This window comes from Flavobacterium gelidilacus DSM 15343 (genome assembly GCF_000422685.1).
In the GTDB taxonomy this organism is placed as follows: domain Bacteria; phylum Bacteroidota; class Bacteroidia; order Flavobacteriales; family Flavobacteriaceae; genus Flavobacterium; species Flavobacterium gelidilacus.
This window is the reverse complement of the sequence record NZ_KE383904.1, coordinates 204,712-227,427: the sequence shown is the minus strand read 5'-3', so window position 1 is coordinate 227,427 and position 22,716 is coordinate 204,712. Positions and strand designations below refer to the sequence as shown.

At 29.8% G+C, this 22,716-nt stretch carries 19 protein-coding genes; 7 read left to right on the top strand and 12 right to left on the bottom strand.

The genetic code is table 11. The features are described 5' to 3' along the window. Positions 1-4: 4 nt before the first annotated feature. The 4 genes from G507_RS0113570 to G507_RS0113555 form a co-directional block, all read right to left on the bottom strand. The gene (locus G507_RS0113570) at positions 5-424 is read right to left on the bottom strand and encodes a nitrous oxide reductase accessory protein NosL (protein ID WP_026717997.1); all 420 of its coding nucleotides are present in this window, start codon (positions 422-424) and stop codon (positions 5-7) included. Next, complete coding sequence (locus G507_RS0113565) at positions 424-1,008, bottom strand: hypothetical protein (protein WP_026717996.1); 585 nt, start codon at positions 1,006-1,008, stop codon at positions 424-426. Before G507_RS0113565 ends, G507_RS0113570 begins: the two co-directional genes overlap by 1 nt. A gap of 67 nt (positions 1,009-1,075) precedes the next feature. After that, entirely contained in the window at positions 1,076-3,058 is a 1,983-nt protein-coding gene (gene nosZ, locus G507_RS0113560; RefSeq protein WP_026717995.1) for a Sec-dependent nitrous-oxide reductase, read from the bottom strand. Between the two features lie 21 nt (positions 3,059-3,079). Then, complete coding sequence (locus tag G507_RS0113555; protein WP_026717994.1) at positions 3,080-3,559, bottom strand: c-type cytochrome; 480 nt, start codon at positions 3,557-3,559, stop codon at positions 3,080-3,082. A 259-nt stretch (positions 3,560-3,818) separates the two neighbouring features. Between G507_RS0113555 and G507_RS0113550 the strand changes: the two genes are divergently transcribed. The 3 genes from G507_RS0113550 to G507_RS0113540 all read left to right on the top strand — a co-directional run bounded on the left by G507_RS0113550 (position 3,819) and on the right by G507_RS0113540 (position 7,222). Next, positions 3,819-4,187: a hypothetical protein gene (locus G507_RS0113550; protein ID WP_051191702.1), complete on the top strand. Its 369-nt coding sequence runs from the start codon at positions 3,819-3,821 to the stop codon at positions 4,185-4,187. Positions 4,188-4,275: 88 nt separating this feature from the next. Further along, a complete protein-coding gene (locus G507_RS0113545; RefSeq protein WP_026717992.1) occupies positions 4,276-5,121 on the top strand; it encodes a hypothetical protein in 846 nt (281 codons plus the stop codon). Between the two features lie 106 nt (positions 5,122-5,227). Further along, the gene (locus tag G507_RS0113540; RefSeq protein WP_026717991.1) at positions 5,228-7,222 is read left to right on the top strand and encodes a TonB-copper family protein; all 1,995 of its coding nucleotides are present in this window, start codon (positions 5,228-5,230) and stop codon (positions 7,220-7,222) included. A 74-nt stretch (positions 7,223-7,296) separates the two neighbouring features. On the opposite strand, the gene G507_RS17000 is transcribed toward G507_RS0113540, so the two are convergent. Then, entirely contained in the window at positions 7,297-8,094 is a 798-nt protein-coding gene (locus G507_RS17000) for a hypothetical protein (RefSeq protein ID WP_051191700.1), read from the bottom strand. Between the two features lie 312 nt (positions 8,095-8,406). On the opposite strand from G507_RS17000, the gene G507_RS0113530 reads away from it, so the two are divergent. After that, positions 8,407-9,114, top strand: coding sequence for a peroxiredoxin (locus tag G507_RS0113530; protein WP_026717990.1), 708 nt, complete (start codon positions 8,407-8,409; stop codon positions 9,112-9,114). 56 nt (positions 9,115-9,170) lie between these two features. Here G507_RS0113530 and G507_RS0113525 read toward each other — a convergent pair whose 3' ends face one another. From G507_RS0113525 to G507_RS0113505, 5 genes are all read right to left on the bottom strand, one after another. Beyond that, the gene (locus tag G507_RS0113525; RefSeq protein ID WP_084518988.1) at positions 9,171-10,685 is read right to left on the bottom strand and encodes an MBOAT family O-acyltransferase; all 1,515 of its coding nucleotides are present in this window, start codon (positions 10,683-10,685) and stop codon (positions 9,171-9,173) included. 3 nt (positions 10,686-10,688) lie between these two features. Next, positions 10,689-12,218: a LysM peptidoglycan-binding domain-containing protein gene (locus G507_RS16995; protein WP_051191698.1), complete on the bottom strand. Its 1,530-nt coding sequence runs from the start codon at positions 12,216-12,218 to the stop codon at positions 10,689-10,691. Beyond that, on the bottom strand, positions 12,211-13,677 hold the full coding sequence (locus tag G507_RS16990; RefSeq protein ID WP_035666286.1) for an SGNH/GDSL hydrolase family protein: 1,467 nt from the start codon (positions 13,675-13,677) through the stop codon (positions 12,211-12,213). Before G507_RS16990 ends, G507_RS16995 begins: the two co-directional genes overlap by 8 nt. 14 nt (positions 13,678-13,691) lie before the next feature. Then, the gene (gene argS, locus G507_RS0113510) at positions 13,692-15,467 is read right to left on the bottom strand and encodes an arginine--tRNA ligase (protein ID WP_026717988.1); all 1,776 of its coding nucleotides are present in this window, start codon (positions 15,465-15,467) and stop codon (positions 13,692-13,694) included. Positions 15,468-15,651: 184 nt separating this feature from the next. Further along, a complete protein-coding gene (locus G507_RS0113505; RefSeq protein WP_026717987.1) occupies positions 15,652-16,659 on the bottom strand; it encodes a 3-oxoacyl-ACP synthase III family protein in 1,008 nt (335 codons plus the stop codon). 179 nt (positions 16,660-16,838) lie between these two features. Here G507_RS0113505 and G507_RS0113500 point away from each other — a divergent pair, with 179 nt between their 5' ends. From G507_RS0113500 to G507_RS0113490, 3 genes are all read left to right on the top strand, one after another. Continuing rightward, entirely contained in the window at positions 16,839-19,247 is a 2,409-nt protein-coding gene (locus tag G507_RS0113500; RefSeq protein ID WP_026717986.1) for an alpha/beta hydrolase family protein, read from the top strand. A gap of 109 nt (positions 19,248-19,356) precedes the next feature. Beyond that, complete coding sequence (locus tag G507_RS0113495; protein WP_026717985.1) at positions 19,357-20,652, top strand: DUF389 domain-containing protein; 1,296 nt, start codon at positions 19,357-19,359, stop codon at positions 20,650-20,652. 3 nt (positions 20,653-20,655) lie between these two features. Next, positions 20,656-21,057 (top strand): DUF2721 domain-containing protein, encoded by a 402-nt coding sequence (locus tag G507_RS0113490; RefSeq protein ID WP_026717984.1) that lies wholly within the window; start codon positions 20,656-20,658, stop codon positions 21,055-21,057. On the opposite strand, the gene G507_RS0113485 is transcribed toward G507_RS0113490, so the two are convergent. Both G507_RS0113485 and G507_RS0113480 read right to left on the bottom strand, forming a co-directional pair. Next, a complete protein-coding gene (locus tag G507_RS0113485; RefSeq protein ID WP_026717983.1) occupies positions 21,058-21,681 on the bottom strand; it encodes a murein L,D-transpeptidase catalytic domain-containing protein in 624 nt (207 codons plus the stop codon). It lies immediately after the preceding gene. Positions 21,682-21,743: 62 nt separating this feature from the next. Continuing rightward, a complete protein-coding gene (locus G507_RS0113480; RefSeq protein ID WP_026717982.1) occupies positions 21,744-22,712 on the bottom strand; it encodes a sodium-dependent bicarbonate transport family permease in 969 nt (322 codons plus the stop codon). Positions 22,713-22,716: the final 4 nt, after the last annotated feature.

The following is a 22,716-nucleotide window of genomic DNA, read 5'->3' as shown; positions in this document are numbered from 1 at the left end:
ACTTTTATTTAATAATTTCGGTCCAAGAAATAGGACTTGCATTATATTTTTCAGCCATTTGTTTGGCTTCTTCATTAGTTTGAACAGCAATAGTATTGCCATGCATTGGGCTATTAATATTGCCTCCTTTTACATAAAAAGCAGTTTCTGCAGGAATAAGTATATTGTTCTGATTAAAATCGTGAATGTAAAAAGATTGAATCTTTGGATTTGGATTTTCTTTTTGATAATTCACCATACAATGTATATCATCAAATTTATAAATTCTTCCTTTAGTGGTAATTAACTCAGCACCAAATTTTCCATCAGCGATTTTCATTTTACAAAATTCGCATCCATCTGTATTTAATTTGATTACTTCTGCTTCTTTTTTAGCGCATGAGAAAATCAAGGTTAGTAATAAGAAGTAAGATACTATTTTCATTATGTCGTTTTTTTATATTTGTATTCTACCCATACAATTGTTGCTAATAATAATCCAGCACCTGTAAGCAACCAACCTCCAACATCTGGAATTGAGTAAGCACCAAAGTTTAATAATTGTTTGAATCCTAACAACGGAGGTTGATAAGCCATTCCTGGAACAATAATAGCTGCATTTGGATCTAAATTATGTCCGTATTCGTAATTCCATCTGTAAAAATCAACTGCTGAAAGCGCTATAAAAAGTACAAAAGTGATTAAAAAAACCAAAACAGCTTTTCTACGATTTATAAAAATCAAAGCAAATGCAATTAAGCCAAAAGCTCCAAAAATATAAGGTAAAATTTTAAACTCAAAAAAGTTTTCTGTGTGCAATGTTGCCATACCAATGTAATGATTTAATCCATTGATAATATTAACATCACCAGCAATTTTATTGGCATGTAATTGTAATGTTAATCCTTCAGGATATTGAGGTGCATCTAATTCGATTCTCCATAAGGGTAAAAATAAAGACGCTATAAAAAGTATTCCTACAATCAAAAGCATAACTTTTGAAACTAAAGACAAATTTGTTGTTTTCATTTTAATGTTTTTTAAAAAAAATAAGGGAGCATTTTTAAGTTGCTCCCTCGTTTTTTTTTGTTTATTATTATTTTGAAGAAGCTGGTAAATTAGTACCTAAACTATATGAAATTGGAACATTACTTCCTGCTGGTGATACTCTTAAGTAACCTGACATTTCTTGGTGTAAGGCACTACAGAAGTCTGTACAATAGAAAGGTACAATACCTACTTTAGTTGGTTTCCAATATAGAGTTGATGTTTCACCTGGCATAATTAATAATTCGGCCGCGTTAGCTCTTCTAATTGAGAATCCATGAGGTACATCCCAATCTTGTTCAAGATTTGTTACATGGAAATATACTTCATCACCCACTTTAATTCCTTCAATATTATCTGGAGCAAAGTGTGAGCGTATCATTGTCATATAAACATGTACTTTGTTCCCTTCTCTTACTACTTTAGTATCTTTTTCACCTTTTGAAACTCTTGGGTGATTATTTTTCTTAATATCGTAAATTTTTAATTGACCATTATTACGAATTAAGTCTGCTGGAGCTGATTGTGCATAGTGAGGTTCCCCAATTGTAGGGTAATCTAATAATAATTGCATTTTATCTCCACTAATATCAAATAATTGTGCAGATTGCGTTAATTCTGGACCAGTTGGTAAATATCTGTCTTTGGTAATTTTATTATAAACTACCATATATTTTCCAAAAGGTTTTTTACTATCTCCACCTGGAATAGAAAGGTGACCTGGAGAATAGTAAGTTGGATGTCTATCTAACACCTTAAGTGTTTTAATATCCCATTTTACTACTTCAGATGAAACGAACATCGTTGAATATGCATTTCCTTTTCCATCAAATTCAGTATGTAATGGTCCTAAACCTGGTTTTTGAACTTCTCCATGTAAAACAGAGTTGTATTTTAATACAGGAATTCCTTCATAATCTCCTTCGAAATCTTTTTTGTCAATTGCTGCTAACATTTTAGTGTAGCTAAATACAGGGATTAAAGCTGCTAATTTTCCAGAACCTACAATGTATTCTCCCGTTGGATCAACATCACAACCGTGAGGTGATTTTGGACATGGCATTAAATAAACAATATCTTTCAATGCTGTAGCATCTAATACTAAAACTTCTTCTTTGATAACTGATTTCCCAGTATGAGTTTCGTCATCCCAAGTATTATGTGCATATCTTGCTTTTTCGATTTTACCTTTACCAGCTTTAATATACTCTTCAGCTTTTTTCCAGTTAACTGCCATGATAAAATCTTTATCATTTTGAGAAGCATTTACTTCTAAAAGCGTATTAGCTAATTCGGAGTTGTAACAAGTAAAGAAGAACCAACCGTGCGATTTTCCTTTTCCTGCGTGAGAAAGGTCAAAGTTAACACCTGGTAAACGCAATTGGAAAGATAGATCCATTTCACCCGATTCTTTGTCTACTTTAATAAAACTGATGTGAGCCTTAAAGTTTTTCTTATATGTATTAATTGGCACATCACCATCTTCATAATCACCTGGTACACCAAAACGTGTTCCTGCAACTACATATTCTGTGTTTTCTGTAATAAATGGTGATGAGTGATTACCTGCTGAATTAGGCAATTCTAAAATTTCTGCTGTTTTAAAACGTTTTAAATCTACTCTCGCAATACGAGGTGTATTGTTGGCGTTTGCAAAAATCCATCTTCCGTCTACTTCTCCGTTAGTTTGAGATAGTTCCAAGTGATGTTGATCATCCCACGGGATATATCCTTCTGAAGTATTTAACATTGGTTTTGTTTCTTCACTATATCCCCATCCACTTTCAGGATCTTGAGAGAAAATAGGAATAACTTTTAACATTCTACCACTTGGAAGTCCGTAAATACTCATTTGACCACTAAATCCACCAGAAACGAAGTTGTAAAATTCATCATACTTTCCTGGTGCAACATATACTCTTTGAGCAGCGTCACCTACTGCAACGTCACTTGTGTTTTTTGGCTTACATGAAACAAAATATGCTCCAATTAAAACGATAGCAAAAGTTGCTTTTAAAAATCTATTTTTCATATACTTTCGATTTTAAATTACTTATTTTACACCATCATTTTTACGCATGAATTCCAAAATCTCGCGAGCTTCTGTGTCGTTTAGCGATTGGTTTGGCATACGTACTAAACACAATTCTAATTGCGCTTGTAATTCTGGATCTTTGTCGATCATTGGATCTGGATTTGTAATGAAGTTCATAATCCATTCTGGTTTTTTGCGTTCTGTTACGCCTTTCCATCCTGGCCCTACTAAACGTTCATCGGTCATTTTGTGGCATGAAGTACATTTTACACCAGCTACTTCTTCTCCTTTTGAGGCCATAGCTCCATCTAAAGCTGCACCCAATTCAATGTTACTGTGTTTTCCTTCTCCTCTGTTTGGATCGTAAGAAGAAGCATCAGTCGCTGCAGATTCTTCAGACGCTGCTGGTGCTGAAAAATCTTCTCCTGATTCTGATTTGCTTTTTCCACAAGAAAGGAATAAAACAAATACTACTACTAATAAAGATAATTTGTTCATAAACTTTGTTTTTAATTTATGATACAAATTTCTGATTTATTTAACATTTGCTTTATGACTCAAATCATACATTAAAAATTATTATTATTATTAGTTTTAATACTCAACTTAATAAAATTAATTTCTATTTTTGCAAGCGAATTATTTTTTCTTCGTCTAAAGAAAGAGAAATTAAATTCTACTTATTTATGATTACAATCATATTGATTTTATAAATCAAGTATTAATTTTGTGCTGTAAATTATTTCATACTATAAAATTGAAAATTATAACCTTCATAGTAGTTGCTTTTATGTTAATCAAACCGGTTTTTCCTGTTGTTGATTACATAATTAACTATGATTATATTTCAACTCAATTATGTGAAAACATTGAAAAACCAGAATTAGAATGTAATGGTAAATGTCATTTGAAAAAAGAATTGGCTAATGAAGCTAAAAAAGACAATTCAAAATCAAATGAACAAAGAAGTAATACTATAATTTTTGAAATTTTGTATTGTGAAAGCATTACTTCTTTTGTTTTTAACCCTAAAATTTATATCGATAAAAAGGTTCAACCTTTATACACTTGCATATATTTTCGATTAAATAGTACTTCTATTTTTCATCCTCCCATTTTAGCATAAACATCCTCTTTTATTGATATTTCTATCAAATCATTGGTTATTCTATAGCCAACACATTCAACTTATGTCTAAAATAAATTAAACCAAAATGAAAATTTTAAAATATACTTTCCTATTCTTATTAGGAACAATGCTTTCTTGCTCTTCTGATGATGATACTACGATAGAACAAATTGTTACAGAACTTGATGGATTAAACAAAGTTCAAGAAATTGCTAACGATACACATGTTATCGAATTATATAGTTCTACCGGAACTTTAGAACAAGGTTTTAATGGTATTTCATTACGTATCAAAAATAAAACTACAAACGAATACGAAAAAAACGCAACTATTACATGGACGCCAGTAATGCACATGGCTATGATGATGCATTCTTGTCCAAAATCTGAAATTGCAAAAATAGCTTCAAAAGAAACATTATACAATGGATATATCGTTTTTCAAATGGCTCAAAATGATACTGAATACTGGGATTTACAAGTAGATTATACAATTGCTGATGTTGCATATACTGCAACTGCTGTAGTAAATGTTCCTGCTTCTGCAAAACAAAGAGTAACTTCTTTTACGGGTTCTGATAATGTAAGATACGTTATAGCTATGATTGAACCTACTACTCCTAAAGTTGCTACTAATGATGTTACATTTGGGTTATACAAAATGGAAAGTATGATGAGTTTTCCTGTAGTTGATAATTTTAAAATCAAAATCGACCCAAGAATGCCAAGTATGGGAAATCATGGTTCTCCAAACAATGTAGATTTAACACAATCTGCTGATAAATTATATAGAGGAAAACTATCTTTAACCATGACGGGTTATTGGAAAATCAACCTTCAATTATTAAACAATATAGACGAAGTTTTAAAAGGAGAAACAATTACTGAAACTACTACAGCAAGTAGTATTTATTTAGAACTAGAGTTCTAATAATACATCTTTAAAAAGGTTAAAAAACAACTTTTTAACCTTTTTAATTTTTTCAAATCTTACAATAATTGATTTTTATTTCATAGAAAATCTTTATATCAAAAAAATGAAAAATTTATATTTCATCGCTATTTTATTTTTTAGCATGACTTCTCTTTTTGCCCAAGATATCGAAGTTGACACTTTAAAAAAAATTAATTTAAAAGAAGTTATCCTCATTGGTAAACAAGCACAATTAGAACAAAAACAATTTAAACCATTAGCTACAATTGACGAATACCTACAACAAGCAGGAACCGTTGAAATGATAAAAAGAGGTGGTTATGCTTGGGAACCAAACATCAATAATATGAGTACAGAACGAACTGTAATCACAATTGATGGAATGCGAATTTTTGGCGCTTGTACAGACAAAATGGATCCCATTACTTCTTATGTAGAGGTTTCAAATCTTTCTGAAGCTGAAATTTCTTCTGGTCAAAGTGGAAGTTGCCACGGTCCAACAATTGGTGGTTCTTTAGATTTAAAAAGAAGTAAAAGTACATTCGCTAAAAAAGGAATTAACGGTTATATCAACTCGGGTTATGAGTTTAACAACCAACAAAAAATTATTGGTGCAGCTTTAAATTATGTAGGTAATTCGTTTTTTATTGACAACAACATCATGTTTAGAGATGCCGAAAATTACAAAGCAGGCAATAACAATGAAGTTTCATTTTCGCAATTTAGAAAGCTAAACATGTCAAGTACGGCTGGTTATTTGTTTAACAAAAATAAATATATTGAAGGAGCAGTTATTTATGATAAAGCTACAGATGTTGGTTATCCTGCTCTACCTATGGATGTTTCTTTGGCTGAAGCTTTAATTACATCTTTAAAATTTGAGTATTTACCTTTAAATTCAATTGTAAGTAAATTTGAAACTAAAGTATATTACAATACGATAACTCACACTATGGATGATACAAAACGACCAAACGTTGCTATTCACATGGACATGCCTGGTTGGAGTGATACTTACGGAATGTATTTAAACTTGAATGGGAAAGTTAAAAAAAATTCGTTTTTAGCTGCTTTCAATTCGTTTTATAATCTTTCAAAAGCTGAAATGACTATGTATCCAAGTGATCCAAATGAAAATATAATGTTTATGTTGACTTGGCCTGATGTTGTTACGTTTTATAACGGAATTTATTTAGATAATACGTATGTTTTCAATCCTAATTCAAACTTAAAAGTATCAGCAAGTTTGGGAAATCACTTTAATGAAATTAAAAGTACCTTCGGATTAGAAAGTTTACAGATTTTTTACCCAGATATGGAAGCTGATAAAAGTAGAATGCTTAAAAGTTTAGCTTCAAATTACAATTGGAAAAAAGGAAACTTTGGTTTTAATTTCGGATTAGCTTATGGAGAAAGAGCTCCATCAATTTCTGAAGCTTATGGATTTTATTTATTCAATAGTTTTGATAGATATGATTATGTTGGGAATCCTGATTTAAAAAACGAACAATCAGTTGAAGGCTCTTTTGCTATTAGTTACAAGCCTTCAAAATTTAAAACTTCTTTGACTACTTCTTATTTTCATATTTCAAATTACATAATTGGAACGCCAGACGCTTCTATTTTACCTATGACAATTGGAGCAAGTGGTGTTAAGATTTACAGTGCTTTAGACTACGCTACGTTAATAAAATCAGTGTTAGATTTTGAAACTTATTTTACTAATGATTTAAAATGGGTAAATCAATTTACATATAGCTACGGAAAAGGAAGTGATGATGAAAACTTACCTTTCATTAGTCCATTAGCTTATAATTCTAAATTTCAATTCAAGAAAAGAAAATTTGCTTCTGAAATAGGTCTTCAAGGAAATTTGATTCATACTAATTATGCTCCAACTTACGGAGAAATTAAAAAACCAGATTATGCAATTCTTAACTTTGCTTCAAATTATACTTTTGATTTAAATCAAAACAAATTAAACCTTAAAGCCGGAGTTGAAAACATCTTAGATAGCGAATATTCAACTTTTGCCGATTGGAATACAATCCCAAGAATGGGTAGAAATGTGTTTTTGAATGTAAATTATGGTTTTTAATAACTCTAAAACTATTACAAATAAAAAAGGGATAACTTATACGTTATCCCTTTTTTTATATATTAAAATATGAATTATTGTATCGAATCTAATGAAAGTGTCGCTGCATTTTCAGATTCTGTAACTGGTTGTACAATTTCGTCATTTGCTTTTTTAGCTCTGTTTTCACATCTATCACATAAGTCCGTAATGTTTTTCATTTCATGAGCTTTTGCAACAGTTCCTTCAAAGATTTCTGTAGTTCTGTCACCATTAATATATCCACAATCGTTATATAAATGATAACTTTTTCCTGATTTTGTCCAAAACACATTATTTGAACCACCAGTTAAATCCTCAACCTGTCTTGTTTGTTCTGTGTATTGTTCCACTGAAGCCATGTTTGATTCAAAACCACCGATGCCTGCAATCAATAAAGCAACTCCAGCTATACTTCCTAAAATAGCTTTACTTTTTCCATCAACTTTTTTATTCGTTAAAATAAAAATAATTAAAGGTAAGAAAGCTACAAAAGCCATAATTACTCCTAATTGATTTTGCATATAGAATAAAAACTTGTTCTTCTCTGAAGGAGGATCTAATCTGTTTGATTTTTTCCATAAAATTGAACCTGCAAAAACAAGAATTAAATCTAAAACAATAAGTCCAATTACCCAAACATTGATAGGTGATTCTCCAGTATTAACAGCTTTTAGAAACATTCTAATAGCAAAAACTTGAGCCACTATTGCGCCAAGCCATAATAAGACAGCAAACATTCTAAATTGATTGGCTTGAGACTTACTTTCCGCTGTAGGAACAAAAGTATAGTCAGAATTACCAGTTGGTTTATTTTCACTATTAACTTTTGTGATTTTTTTATTTGTACTCATACATTTATTTTTTTTCAAAAGTATTATTTTTTTTTGTACAATACTTTTTTTCAATAATTTTTTATTAACCTATTTTATCCAATAAATGTTAATATCTGATTGTCAATACAATATCATTTTAAAAAAGATTTTAAACGAATAAAAACACCGATAATCGGTTTAAATAAGGAAATACTATTTAGCTATAACTAAATACTATTACGATTAATTATACGATAAATAAAATCAATACACAAGCACATGCGTAACATATTTACATTTTATATTATAGGAAATTTGTATCAGAAATAATAACACAAAAAACATATAATTATGGAAGATCAAGTAATAAACGTAATGCCGAGAATTGGAGATAAAGCTCCAGAATTTACAGCTGTAAGTACACAAGGACCAATTAATTTCCCTAAAGATTATGAAGGAAAATGGGTAATTTTCTTTAGTCATCCAGCTGATTTTACACCTGTTTGTACATCTGAGTTTATGACATTTGCTAATATGGAACAACAATTTAATGATGCAAATTGTGAATTATTAGGATTATCAATCGATGGATTATATAGTCACATTGCATGGTTAAGAACCATTAAAGAAAAAATTGAATATAAAGGAATGAAAAACATAGAAGTGAAATTTCCTTTAATTGAAGATATTTCTATGAAAGTATCTAATAAATATGGTATGATTCAACCTGGTGAAAGTAGTACACAAGCAGTTAGAGCGGTTTTCTTTGTAGATCCAAAAGGAATAATTAGAACTATTTTATATTATCCTTTAAGTATTGGTAGAAACTTTCAAGAAATATATAGAGCCTTACTTGCTTTACAGACTGCTGATGCGTTTCAAGTTGCTTGTCCAGCAGATTGGCAACCAGGTGACGAAGTAATAGTTCCAACAGCTGGTTCTTGTGGAGTGGCTCAAGACAGAATGGAAGATACTGAAAACTTAGATTGTAAAGATTGGTTCTTCTGTACCAAAAAATTAGACAAAGATTTAGTGCTAAATACCATTTTAAAAAAATAATACATAGTATGTAAAATTAAAAATGGCAAGTGAAATACTTGCCATTTTTTTTATTTTTAAAACTGAAAATATATAAAGGGTTGTGGTCCTGCAGAAGCAGTAGCATAAATTAACCAAAAGATTAATCCAAATAAAACTGCTTTTAAAGGTAATGGTGTTTTGTTGAAAGCTATTCTTAATCCATCAATAACTTTCGTTGGTAAAAAGTGCCAAACAAAACCTATGGCTAAAAGAATAAATACATTTTTATAACCTAAAATTATAGTTTGCCATTTGTTCAAATCAAAAGTTAAATTACTAATATTTTCTGCAATTTGAAAAGCTGTTGTAAAATCTTTGGCTCTAAAAAACAACCAAGCAAAAACAACAAAATGGAATGTTAAAACCACTTGAATAAAACGAACAAAGTAATTTTTAGGTAATTTAATAAATTTACTAAAGAATTTTTCTACAACTAAAGCAGTTCCATGTAAAACTCCCCAAAAAACAAATTTCCAATTTGCACCATGCCATAAACCTCCTAATAACATAGTCAAGAATAAGTTAATATATGTTCTAAAATTTCCTTTTCTATTTCCTCCTAATGAAATGTATAAATAATCTCTCAACCAAGTTGACAATGAAATGTGCCATCTTCTCCAAAATTCTGTTATAGAACCTGACTGATATGGAGTTCTAAAATTGGCTGGCAACCAAAATCCCATTAATAAAGCTAAACCAATAGCAATATCTGAATATCCAGAGAAATCACAATAAATTTGAATAGCATAACCATAAGAAGCCATTAAATTTTCAAAGGCTGAATAACTGTTTGGTGCATCAAAAACTCTATCTACAAAATTGATGGAAATGTAATCTGAAATAACAGCTTTCTTCAATAAACCACCAATAATTAAGAACAAAGCGTTATTAAAATCTTCTTTAGAAAGTCTTAATTTTTCATAAATCTGTGGAATAAAATCTTTCGCTCTAACAATTGGTCCAGCCACTAATTGTGGAAAGAAGGAAACGAAAAACAAGAAGTCAATAAAACTTTTGGTAGGCTCTAATTCTTTTCTATAAACATCAATAGTGTAACTTAGTGTTTGAAAGGTATAAAACGAAATTCCGACAGGAAGAATAATATCATAAAAAGCAAAATTTCTATCTAAAATAGTATTGATATTATCAATGAAAAAATTGGTGTATTTGAAATAGGCTAACAATCCTAAATTTACCAAAAGGCTGACTATCAAATAAAATTTTCTATAGCCTTTGCTTTTCTCTTCATGAATTAACTTAGCTAAAGAGTAATCTAAAATAGAAGAAAATATCAATAACCCAAAGTAAATTCCACTACATTTATAATAAAAAAACAATGAAAACAAAACCACATAAGTGATTCTGAAATAATGTGTTTTCTTAGTCAGAATGTAGATAAGATAGAAAACAATAAAAAATCCTAAAAACAAGGCACTATTAAATAATAATGGTCGTTCTGGATTATAAATAAACCAACTATTAATAGTTTCAGCATCCAAAACGCCAATGTTTTGAATAATCCAATCGTTAATGTTTTGAATTGTTTTCAAGAATTATTTTGCTGATTTATAAAATTGATAAGTTTGCATCAACGCTTCATAAAAATCGTCTGCTTGTTTTTTGTAGCCTTTGTAAGTATAATGCACTTTATCAGAAGTAATTAAACCATTTCTATAGTTTGTATTCACGTCTTTTGCACCACCTAAATCATTATACATATCCCAAACAGCATAATTCTTTATTTCAGCTTGGTCAATGATGCTTTTAGAATATTGTTCCACTAAATAATTTTTACTTTTTCTACCAAATTGCGAAGGTTGTGGTGTTGTAACTAAAATTTCAGCCTCATAATTAAACAATCTAATATTATCAATTAATTGATTTAACCTTTCAATAAATACATCATTATCTAATTTGTCAAAACTCTCATTAGTCCCAAAAGAAATGACAATTAAATTAGGTTCTAAAGCAGTTAATTGCTGAAAAAACATATCATATTTGTTAAAATCTGAACATTTTGCCCCATTAACACCAATTGAACTATAAATTACTCCAGGTTTGTCGTTTTCTAGTATAATTCCGTTTAAAGCAAAAGCAGTATAATCAGAATTTGGAATGATAAAAATTTTATCCATGGCAGTTTGACTATAATAATCATGCGACATTGGATAGGAAATTTGATTTAAAGGAAGGAATTTTTTAGTAGCTACTTCTTTAGTCACAATTTCATATTCAACAGAAGCTATATCATTTGTATCTGGTTCTTCAATTGGAATTCTTTGTGTAACTATTGTTGGAATTTTTAATGTTTTGCCATAATTAATGTTATCCGACTTTAAGTGATTAGCTTTCTTAATTTCGGAAACACTTACATCATATTTGTTGGCAATAATTGATAAAACTTCACCTTTTTTAATTTTGTGATTTATTGTTTTATTAATTTTTCTAGTAGTATAACCTGTAATTTTCTTTGGAATTTCTTTAGGAACTTCTGTTTGAATAATTTCGTTTTTAACTTCAAATGTATTGGCTACAAAAAAAGAATTTTGATTATTTGGTGTTATAATTCTTATCGAATTGAATTTATAGTCTTCTTTTACATTCAACTCTATTGAAAAATCTTTTTTGTCTGTATAAATAGCAATTCCACTCAATCCAACGGGTAAAGTATCAATAGCTTTTATATTTCTATAAGAATCAAATGAAATATCTGAAGTTAATTTAGCTAGATAAGAACCATTCGTTTTTGCCATTTTATAAGGAAAAGCAAAACCTAAACCTGCATTACCAAATTTTTTTTGAAGATTTTGTCTCATATAATCTGTCATAATATCTGCCTGAATATGAGAATCTCCTATATGAACAATGCGTAACTTTTTATATTGTTTATTTTCAATAGCATCTAAAGCGTAAAGCGATTTACTTATAGCTTTATCGTTGATAATTCTATTTGAATATTCCGGAAAAACAACAGAATCAGTTGCAACTTGAATAGAGTCAACTTTGGTGTATAATGAATCCACATCTTGCGAAAAACAAAATTGAAAAGTCAACACCAAAATAAAAATTAGGGCTTTATTCATTTGTACTATCAATTTTGGTGTAAACACTGTCATTTTTTCGTTTGGGAACAATATATCCTTTATTTAGAGTTTTAAAAAGTGAATAGCCGTTAAATATTTCATTATAAATCAATTGCGCTATTTCTTTTGAACCTGTGTAATTAAAATGTGTATAATCTTTATTGGCTTTTGACGGAACTCCTTCAACCCATTGAACCATAGAACCATCGCCACCCATTAATGTATATAAATTTACAAATCCAGCTTCAGATTTTACGGCATATTTCTTTTGAGCCATAGCTAGAGGAACAACTGCCGAATCGGTTTTCATTTCTAAATCATATTTAGTTGATTTATCCGCTGTTGACACAATTAAAACGGCAACTCCAGGAAAACATTGTTTAATATGATTCACAACTTTTGTCATTCGTTTTTCGTACCATGAGTAATCATAAGTACCATAATTTAGCACATTTGTACCATAATGCAGTACTACTAAATCATAATTTAATTTGCTATCAAAAGCTTGCATCATTCCAACATTAAAAATTGAAATAGGCAATCCTGAATTTCCTCTATTAGAAAAATTATCTACATGAACTCCTTTTCCATCATCAAAATTGAAGCCATAAATTGGCACATTTTCTGCGTTAATGAAATTGACTTTCACACTTTTTAAATTATCGGCTAATTTTAAAGTGTTCAATTGACTTTCTCCATTCAGCTTCTTATAAATAGTATCTTTTCCAATAACATAAGAAACCATTGCTTCTTTGTTGGTTGAATTTCCATAATACAACGTTGGATTATTTAATTGTGTTAAATGCTTATAATTGTTGGCTTTGAACTTTACCCAAGTTGTATGCAAAGTATCATTTGCAAAAAAGACATGTCCGTTTACTCCAAAAGAACGTATTGGCTTTTTAGTTTTTAAATAAGATTGTGTTTTCCAATTTGTTGAAAATTCATGCTTAATTGTAGCTCTTGAACTTGCCGATTCGGAAGTAATATTTACAAAACCAACTCCTTGACCACCAAATTGATCCTGAAAAAGCTTTCGAATATCTTGCACAATCATATCGCCATCATTCATGGAATCTCCAAAATAAGCAATTCTAACACTTCCTGTTTTTGTAGCTTCTAATTGTTGTAATTTTTCGTAAAAAGGAATTACATGTTGATATCCTTTGTAATTATCAAATTTTTCTGAAGCATATTTTACACCAGATTTTGGATTAGCTTTAAAAGTAATTACTTTCTTGATTAATGAATCCTTTTCATCTACTAATTCATTGCTTTCAGCATTAGTATCTTCTTCAATTGCATCTAAAAGCAAACTATCAATGACTACATTTTTTGATTCTAGTTTACTTTGTTCTAATAATTTTTTTGGTAAAACTGTTTTAAATGCAATAAAAGCTCCTGCTGAAATGATCAGCAACAAAAAAGCTTGAAAGAAATAGTTCTTGTTAGTTTCCACGTTTAGAAAATGAATTACATTCGTTCAGGAACCTGAATTCCTAATAGTTGAAAGGCTGATTTTATAGTATTTCCAACTGTTCTAGACAATTGAACTCTGAATATCTTTTTAGCTTCATCGGTTTCTCCTAAAATAGAAACATTTTGATAAAACGAATTGAATTCTTTTACTAACTCATACGTATAATTTGCAATTAAAGCTGGACTATAATTTGTAGCCGCACTCTGAATTACATCAGGATACATTTGAATTTGTTTGATTAATTCTTTTTCTTTTTCATGCAATTCAACACTTACTTCTTTAGAACAATCAAAATCAGCTTTACGTAAAATTGATTGAATACGAGCATAAGTATATTGAATAAAAGGCCCAGTATTTCCAGCAAAATCAACCGATTCTTCCGGATTGAACAACATTTGTTTCTTAGGATCAACTTTTAACATGTAATATTTTAAAGCACCCATCCCAATTGTTTCATATAAACAAGATTTTTCTTCTTCCGAATAACCATCTAATTTTCCTAAATCTTCAGAAATAGTTTGAGCTGTTGTAATCATTTCTTGCATTAAATCATCTGCATCTACAACTGTTCCTTCACGAGATTTCATTTTTCCTGAAGGTAATTCAACCATTCCATATGATAAATGAAATAAGCTTTCTGCCCATTCAAAACCTAATTTCTTTAGGATTAAGAATAATACTTTAAAATGATAATCTTGCTCATTTCCAACCGTATAAACCATTCCACCAATATCTGGATTATCTTTTACACGTTGAATAGCTGTTCCAATATCTTGCGTCATATAAACTGCTGTTCCATCAGAACGCAATACAATTTTTCTATCTAAACCATCTTCCGTTAAGTCAATCCAAACTGAACCATCAGGATCTTTTTCAAAAATCCCTTTTTCTAATCCAAATTGAACTACTTCTTTACCTAATAAATACGTGTTGCTTTCGTAATAATAACTATCAAAATTTACTCCTAAGTTTTTATATGTTTGTTCAAAACCATCATAAACCCATTGGTTCATAGTTTTCCAAAGCGTTACCACATCTTCATCACCAGCTTCCCATTTTAACAACATTTGTTGCGCTTCAACAATTGATGGTGCTAATTTTTTAGCTTCATCTTCAGTTTTTCCTTCAGCCATCAATACAGCAATTTCTTTTTTGTAGTTCTTATCGAATTCTACATAGAAATTCCCAACTAATTTATCCCCTTTTAAACCTGTTGATGCTGGAGTTTGTCCTTCACCATATTTTTGCCAAGCTAACATTGACTTACAAATATGAATTCCTCTATCGTTAATAATTTGAGTTTTATAAGCTTTTTTTCCGGATGCTTTTATGATTTCAGCTACAGAATAGCCTAATAAAATATTACGAATATGTCCTAAGTGCAAAGGTTTATTTGTATTTGGCGAAGAATATTCAACCATAATGGCTTTAGCATCTTCATCTATTTTTACGAATCCAAAATCTTCTTTATTCTTAATTGAATTGAAGAATTTTACATAAAAATCATCTGAAATTACTAAATTTAAAAAACCACCCACAACATTAAAACGACTTACGATGTCATTTTTATCTGCTAAAAAAGTTCCGATTTTAGTTCCAATTTCAACAGGATTTCCTTTCAAAATTTTTACTAATGGAAAAACAACCATCGTTACATCACCTTCAAAATCCTTCCTAGTCGCTTGAAATTCAATTGTTTCAATAGTTAAATTGAAAAGTTCTTGAATTGCGTCTTGTATCTGCTCGGTAAGAATTTGATGTAAAGTCATTTAATGTGTTTTTTGAAGGTGCAAATGTAGTAAATTTAGGCAATAGATTTTGAAATATTTTTGCAAAAAAAAATGCAATTCGGATGAACTGCATTTATTATAGGTTTTACTCTGTATTTCTTTTTTTTTGGATGAAATTAAATTAATCTGAAAATCTAGTATCTGAAAATCAGAAAATCAATTTTTACCATCTAATAATTACACTTCCCCAAGTAAAACCACTTCCAAAAGCTGCTAAAACAACTAAATCTCCTTCTTTAATTTTTCCTTGTTCCCAAGCTTCTGTTAAAGCAATTGGAATAGAAGCTGCTGTTGTATTTCCGTATTTTTGAATGTTATTGAAAACTTGGTCGTCATTTAACCCAAATTTCTTTTGAATAAATTGAGAAATCCTCAAATTTGCTTGATGAGGAATCAACATATTAATGTCTGAAACCTCTAGATTATTAGCCTGTAATCCTTCGTTAATAACTTCACTGAAACGAACTACTGCATTTTTAAATACAAATTGACCATTCATATAAGGATAATAACTTTCGTCATCTGGATCGTTATCGGCAATAATATCTGTCACCCATCTTTTTCCCATACCTGGTGCTATTAAAGCTAATTCCTCAGCATGTTGACCTTCTGAATGTAAATGGGTTGATAAAATTCCTTTTGACAAATCTTCTTCTCTAGATAAAATGGCTGCTCCAGCTCCATCTCCAAAAATCACAGAAACGCCTCTTCCACGAGTTGTCATATCTAAACCAGTTGAATGTAATTCAGAACCGATTACTAAAATATTCTTATACATTCCAGTTTTAATATATTGATCAGCAACTGAAATGGCATAGACAAATCCAGAACATTGGTTACGAACATCTAAAGCTCCAACCGTTCTTAACCCCAAATCTCTTTGCACTAAAACTCCTGGGCCAGGAAAATAATAATCCGGACTTAAAGTTGCAAACACAACAAAATCTATATCTTCTTTGGCTATTTTTGCTCTTTCAATGGCAATCTCAGCAGCTTTTACACCCATTGAAGTAGTTGTATCTTCTCCTCTTATGACATGTCTTCTTTCTTGAATTCCTGTTCGTTCTTGAATCCATTCGTCATTGGTGTCTATTTTTTTAGACAAATCATCATTAGTGACAATATTATTAGGTACATAAAAACCCAATCCTGTTATTTTTGAATGATACATAAATAGTAAATTTGAAATATTTAAGCAACAAATTTACCAAATTATCAAATTAGTAAATGATTTTATTACCAAAATTTTTAAATTAATAAAATTTAGCCTTTTTTTTATCATTTATTTTTGCTTTTTTATTAAAAAAACTACGTATTTTAGAGCCTTCAAAAAACAAAATCAATCAACTTATGAAATTAAAATTTTTACACTTACTTTTCCTATTTATAGGATTTTTGGGTTTTTCGCAAGAAAATGTTTCTTACCAAACACCTCCAAAAGAGATTTTGGCTTTAGCGGATTATGAAAGAGCACCTTCAATATCTATGGATAAAGAGCGTCAATATATTTTATTTAGTTATAGAAATACATACAAAAATCTTGAAGATTTAAATCAAGATGAAATGAAATTAGGTGGTTTACGAATTAACCCAATTACCAACATTTCAAGTTCAGTAACTTACATCAACAATTTAAAAATCAGAAAATTTTCTGATAAAAATCTTACTCAAGTTTCAGGTTTACCAAAAAATCCTCGAATTACAAATATTTCTTGGTCACCAAACTATAAGAAAATTTCATTTACACAAACCACTCAAAAAGGAGTTGAATTATGGGTTATTGATGTTACCTCTGCTTCAGCTAAAAAACTAACCGAAGGAATTATAAATGCAAATATTGGAAATCCAGCAAGTTGGTTTAATGACAGTGAAAACATCTTAATTAGAACTTTACCTGCAAACAAACCTGCTTTAATTGATACGTTGAAAGATATTCCAACTGGACCAACTGTTTCAACTAGTGATGGTTCAAAATCTCAGAATAGAACCTATCAAGATTTATTAAAAAACAAAACTGACGAGGCTAATTTTGAAAGTTTAATTACTTCAGAATTATATAAGGTTTCTTTAAATGGAACTAAATCATTATTCAAAGAAGCTGCTATGTATGCTGGTGAAAGTTTTTCTCCTGATGGAAATTTCATTATGATAAACACAGTTGAGAAACCATTTTCTTATATAGTTTCTGTAAGTCGTTTCCCTATAACATCTACAATTTATGATGCAAGTGGAAAGTCCGTAAAAGTTGTAAATGAAGTTCCCTTAGACGAAATTAGACCAAAAGGTTTTATGGCAACACGTAAAGGAATAAGAAGTATGGGTTGGAGAAATGATTTACCCGCAACTTTATCTTATGTAGAAGCATTAGACGAAGGTGACCCAGCAAATGAAGTAGAATTTAGAGATGAAGTTTTTTCTTGGGATGCTCCTTTTACTTCAAAACCTACTTCAATTTTAAAAACAAAACAGCGTTATGCTGGAATTACTTGGGGAACAAAAAACATAGCAATTGCTTATGATAGTTGGTATGACACCAGAAATGCAAAAACATATCTTTTTGATCCATCAAATAGCGCTGTAACTCCAAAAATTATTTCAGATAGAAATTCGCAAGATGTCTACGCTGATCCTGGGAATTTTGAAACCCATAAAAACGAATTTGGACAAAATGTATTATTAGTAGAAAATAATAATTTATATTTAATCGGTAATGGTTATACAAAAGATGGTCAATTTCCTTTTATTGATGAATTTAGTTTAAAATCATTAACTCCAAAACGTTTATACCAATCAGCTTATAAAGACAAAAAAGAAGATTTACTTTCGTTAGAAGATGTAAAAAAAGGTGAAGTTATGATTATGCTTCAATCTAAAAATGAGTATCCAAATTATTATATGCGAAGCTTAAAAAGCAAAAAAGTAACGCCAATTACGCAATTTGCTAATCCTTTTGAAAGCATTAAAAATGTTTATAAAGAAGTTATCAATTACAAAAGAAAAGATGGTGTAGATTTATCTGGAACTTTATACTTGCCAGCAGGTTATGATATGAAGAAAAAAGAAAAATTACCTTTATTAATTTGGGCTTATCCTAGAGAGTATAAAGACAAAAACAGTGCTGGACAAAGCACACAAAATCCTAATGAATTCACTTTCCCATATTATGGTTCATTTGTTTATTGGGTAACTAGAGGTTATGCGGTTTTGGATGATGCTTCTTTTCCAATTGTAGGAGAAGGAGAAACAGAACCAAACGATACTTTTATCCAACAATTAGTTGGAAATGCTGAAGCTGCAATTGATGCTGTTGACAAATTAGGTTATATCAACAAAGCAAAAGTGGCTGTTGGTGGACATAGTTATGGTGCGTTTATGACTGCAAATTTACTAACACACTCTAATTTATTTGCTTGTGGAATTGCACGAAGTGGAGCTTACAACAGAACATTAACTCCATTTGGTTTTCAGAGTGAACAACGTAATTATTGGGATGTTCCTGCTATTTATAACACAATGTCACCATTTATGAATGCACAAAAAATGAAAACACCTCTGTTATTAGTTCATGGCGAAGCAGATAACAATCCTGGCACATTTACTTTGCAAACGGAACGTTATTTTCAAGCTTTAAAAGGATTAGGTGCTCCAGTAAGAATGGTTCTTTTGCCAAAAGAAAGTCATGGTTATGTTGCTCAAGAAAATATTTTTCATTTATTGTGGGAACAAGACCAGTTTTTAGAGAAGTATTTAAAAAATTAAATAAAATATAAATAGGGAATCAAAAATCCGATATGAACTTCATATCGGATTTTTTATGAAAAAAAATCAAAAAAGAAAATGTATTTTTACACTATAGAAATAAGCCTACATGAATATATTAGACAATTTTAAATTAAACAGAGAAAAAGAAAGTTTCAAAAATGTTATTGAATCTATCTATAATGGTGTTGATTTTCAAGGAACCAATCTTTGGGTTTTAGTATTTGCTATTTTTATTGCATCATTGGGTTTAAATATAAATTCTCCTGCTGTAGTTATTGGAGCCATGTTAATTTCTCCTTTAATGGGACCAATTATGGGGTTAGGTTTAGGAATGGCTATTAATGATTTAACATTGCTTAAAAAAGCTGGTTATAATTATCTTTTTGCTGCTGCTGTTGGTTTGGTTACTTCAACTTTATACTTTGCAATTTCACCAATAAATGATGCTCATACTGAAATATTAGCCAGAACTTCTCCAACAATTTATGATGTATTAATTGCTTTTGTTGGTGGTTTAGCTGGAATTTTAGCTACTTCAAGTAAACTAAAAGGAAACGTCATTCCTGGTGTAGCTATTGCAACTGCATTGATGCCTCCATTATGTACTGCTGGGTATGGTTTAGCAACTTTACGATGGGAATATTTTTTAGGTGCTTTCTATTTATTCTTAATTAATACCGTTTTTATTGCTTTGGCGACCTTAATTACTGCTCGACTTTTAAAATTTCCTTTTAAAGTTCATCCTGATGAAAAAGAAAAAGCCAGAGTAAATAGAATTGTTTGGATAATAGTAATCATAACTTTAATTCCAAGTATTTATTTTGGATATGACATTGTGCAAAAAAATAAATTTGAAAAAAAAGCCAACGAATTTATTAACAATGAAGCTAACTTACCAGACAATTATTTATTAAAAAAAACTATAAATGCTGATGGCAAGGAGATTGTATTAACTTATGGAGGATTATTAATAAAGGATAGTGCTGTCAATGTGTTAAAAGCTAAACTAAATAAATATTATCTTCAAGACTGTATTTTAAAAATTCAACAAGGTTTTTCATATTTAAATGAAAGCAACAATAACGATCAAGAAAAATTATTAACTAATGCTATTAGTGAAAAAGCCATTCTTATTGAAAATCTTTCTAATCAATTAGACAGTATTAATAAACAAAAAACATTGACTACTCAAATTTACAAAGAATTAAAAGCACAATATCCTTCTATTGAAAATTTTGTTTTGCAGCCATCTACTTTAGTAAATGATTCCCTACAGAAAAATATTTGGATTTCTAATCTAAAATCTATTGAAAAAATAAATTCGAAAGAAAGAAATCAAATAAAAGAATGGTTAAAAGTTAGGTTAAATACAGATGAAATTATAATAAACTACGAAAATTAGATCATGACATTAAACATAGAAACTCCAGCACTACTTTTTTCTGCAACTTCTCTAATTTTATTGGCTTATACCAATCGCTTTTTAACTATTGCTCAAATAGTTAGAAGCTTAAAAAAAACGTATGACCAAGAACAAACAAAAAGTATCTTACTGCAAATTAAAAACTTAAATCTTCGCATTACATTAATCAGATACATGCAACTTTTTGGTGTAATGTGTTTGTTCTTATCTGTTTTTGCGATGCTTTTGTTATTCATTGAACAACAAATGATTGGTATATTTCTTTTCGGAGCTAGTATGCTTTCTTTGCTGGCTTCTCTAGCTTTATCATTTTGGGAAATTAGTATTTCAGTGACAGCTTTGAGAGTTCATTTAAGTGATTTAATAGAAGAAAAAACAGAATAATTATTCTATAATCCAAAGTAAAACAGGCTTTTCTGATATTTTTAATTTTTCATCTAAAACTTTCATAAATTCATTAGAAACAGCAGGACAACCCCAACTTAAAGGTGAATATTTAGGATAAATTTCTTTATTTTTAACAGCATTCCAAGAATGAAGCACCACTACTCTTTCAACAGCACTATTGTTTGAAGGTTCTAAACCATGTAGCCAATATTTTACATTAATTCCCCAACTACTATAATCGCGTTTACCAATTTTAAACTTCCCTTTTGATGAACAATGACTATTTTTTGCATTACTAAATTTTGCTTTTTCCCATTTGGTTTCATTATCTTCAAATTTATCGCAACTTCCATGGGTTACAAGATTTTTATCTGTAATAGTTTCTGAAATAAAATCGTAAACAAAAAATCTATTTTTACCTGAATGAATACTCATATCAACTAAAAAATAATAGTTTTCGTTAAAACCATTATCTTCACAATAAGTTAAAGCTTCTTGATGTTTTTTAGAATAGTCTTTAGCTGACTTTTCCTTATTAACTATTTCGGAAAGAAATTTTTCCGAAGAAACTTCTTTACAACTAAAGACTACTATAAAAACTACTAAAAAAAGGTATTTCATTTTATGATGTTATTTTAGAATAACTTAAAAATACCTTAGTTAGTATAAATTAATTTAATTTTTTAACAAGACATAATCACAAACATATAAATCGGCATTCCTATAGTAATATTGACAGGAAAAGTAATTGCTAAAGCCATTGGAATAAAAATTCCCGGATTTGCTTTAGGCACTGCAATCTTCATGGCAGCAGGAACAGCTATATATGAAGCACTTGCTGCCAAAACGGCTAACATGAATCTATCACCAATATTTTGAGTAAAAAAACCACTTAAGCAAGCAAATATAATTCCGTTTATCAATGGAACTACTATGGCAAAAACTGTTGTAAAAGCTCCATTCTTTAAAAAATCTTTTAATTTTTTACCACAAACGATTCCCATATCTAATAGAAAAATTGCTAAAAACCCTTTAAACAAATCGTTTGTAAAAGGTTTAATACCTAACGCTTGTTCGTCACTTGCCAAAAATCCAATTACTAAACTTCCTAAAATTAGAAGAACACTTCCGTTGGTAAAAGAATGTTTTATAATTGATCCTAAAGATTGAGATGCATCCGTTTCTTTTTTAGATGAAAACATGCGAATTAAAACAACTCCTACGATAATTGCAGGTGCTTCCATCAAAGCCATCACAGCTACCATGTGTCCATTAAAAGTGATGTCTTGTAATTCTAGAAAAGAAATGGCTGTTACAAAAGTTACAGCGCTTACAGAACCATAGGCTGCAGCAATAGCACCAGCATTAGAAACTGAAAGCTTTTTCTTTAGTATAAAAAAGGTAATAATAGGAATCAAAACAGCTGTTGAAAGTCCAAAAATAATACAGTAAATAATTTCCATTGAAAATTCACTGTGCGCTAATTCTTGACCACCTTTAAAACCAATTGCAAACAAAAGATATAGAGAAATAAACTTGGAAGAATTCTCTGGAATAGTCAAATCACTTTTCAAGCGTACAGCAATTATTCCTAAAATAAAAAATAATAAAGCTGGGTTTTTTAAGTTGTCGATCAGTAAATCTAAATTCATAGTT

What these genes read in the sequence shown, in the direction of transcription:
- G507_RS0113570 (WP_026717997.1), bottom strand. Translation starts at nt 424, where the DNA reads ATGAAAATAGTATCTTACTTCTTATTACTAACCTTGATTTTCTCATGC.
- G507_RS0113565 (WP_026717996.1), bottom strand. Translation starts at nt 1,008, where the DNA reads ATGAAAACAACAAATTTGTCTTTAGTTTCAAAAGTTATGCTTTTGATT.
- nosZ (WP_026717995.1), bottom strand. Translation starts at nt 3,058, where the DNA reads ATGAAAAATAGATTTTTAAAAGCAACTTTTGCTATCGTTTTAATTGGA.
- G507_RS0113555 (WP_026717994.1), bottom strand. Translation starts at nt 3,559, where the DNA reads ATGAACAAATTATCTTTATTAGTAGTAGTATTTGTTTTATTCCTTTCT.
- G507_RS0113545 (WP_026717992.1), top strand. Translation starts at nt 4,276, where the DNA reads ATGAAAATTTTAAAATATACTTTCCTATTCTTATTAGGAACAATGCTT.
- G507_RS0113540 (WP_026717991.1), top strand. Translation starts at nt 5,228, where the DNA reads ATGAAAAATTTATATTTCATCGCTATTTTATTTTTTAGCATGACTTCT.
- G507_RS17000 (WP_051191700.1), bottom strand. Translation starts at nt 8,094, where the DNA reads ATGAGTACAAATAAAAAAATCACAAAAGTTAATAGTGAAAATAAACCA.
- G507_RS0113530 (WP_026717990.1), top strand. Translation starts at nt 8,407, where the DNA reads ATGGAAGATCAAGTAATAAACGTAATGCCGAGAATTGGAGATAAAGCT.
- G507_RS16995 (WP_051191698.1), bottom strand. Translation starts at nt 12,218, where the DNA reads ATGAATAAAGCCCTAATTTTTATTTTGGTGTTGACTTTTCAATTTTGT.
- argS (WP_026717988.1), bottom strand. Translation starts at nt 15,467, where the DNA reads ATGACTTTACATCAAATTCTTACCGAGCAGATACAAGACGCAATTCAA.
- G507_RS0113505 (WP_026717987.1), bottom strand. Translation starts at nt 16,659, where the DNA reads ATGTATCATTCAAAAATAACAGGATTGGGTTTTTATGTACCTAATAAT.
- G507_RS0113500 (WP_026717986.1), top strand. Translation starts at nt 16,839, where the DNA reads ATGAAATTAAAATTTTTACACTTACTTTTCCTATTTATAGGATTTTTG.
- G507_RS0113495 (WP_026717985.1), top strand. Translation starts at nt 19,357, where the DNA reads ATGAATATATTAGACAATTTTAAATTAAACAGAGAAAAAGAAAGTTTC.
- G507_RS0113490 (WP_026717984.1), top strand. Translation starts at nt 20,656, where the DNA reads ATGACATTAAACATAGAAACTCCAGCACTACTTTTTTCTGCAACTTCT.
- G507_RS0113485 (WP_026717983.1), bottom strand. Translation starts at nt 21,681, where the DNA reads ATGAAATACCTTTTTTTAGTAGTTTTTATAGTAGTCTTTAGTTGTAAA.
- G507_RS0113480 (WP_026717982.1), bottom strand. Translation starts at nt 22,712, where the DNA reads ATGAATTTAGATTTACTGATCGACAACTTAAAAAACCCAGCTTTATTA.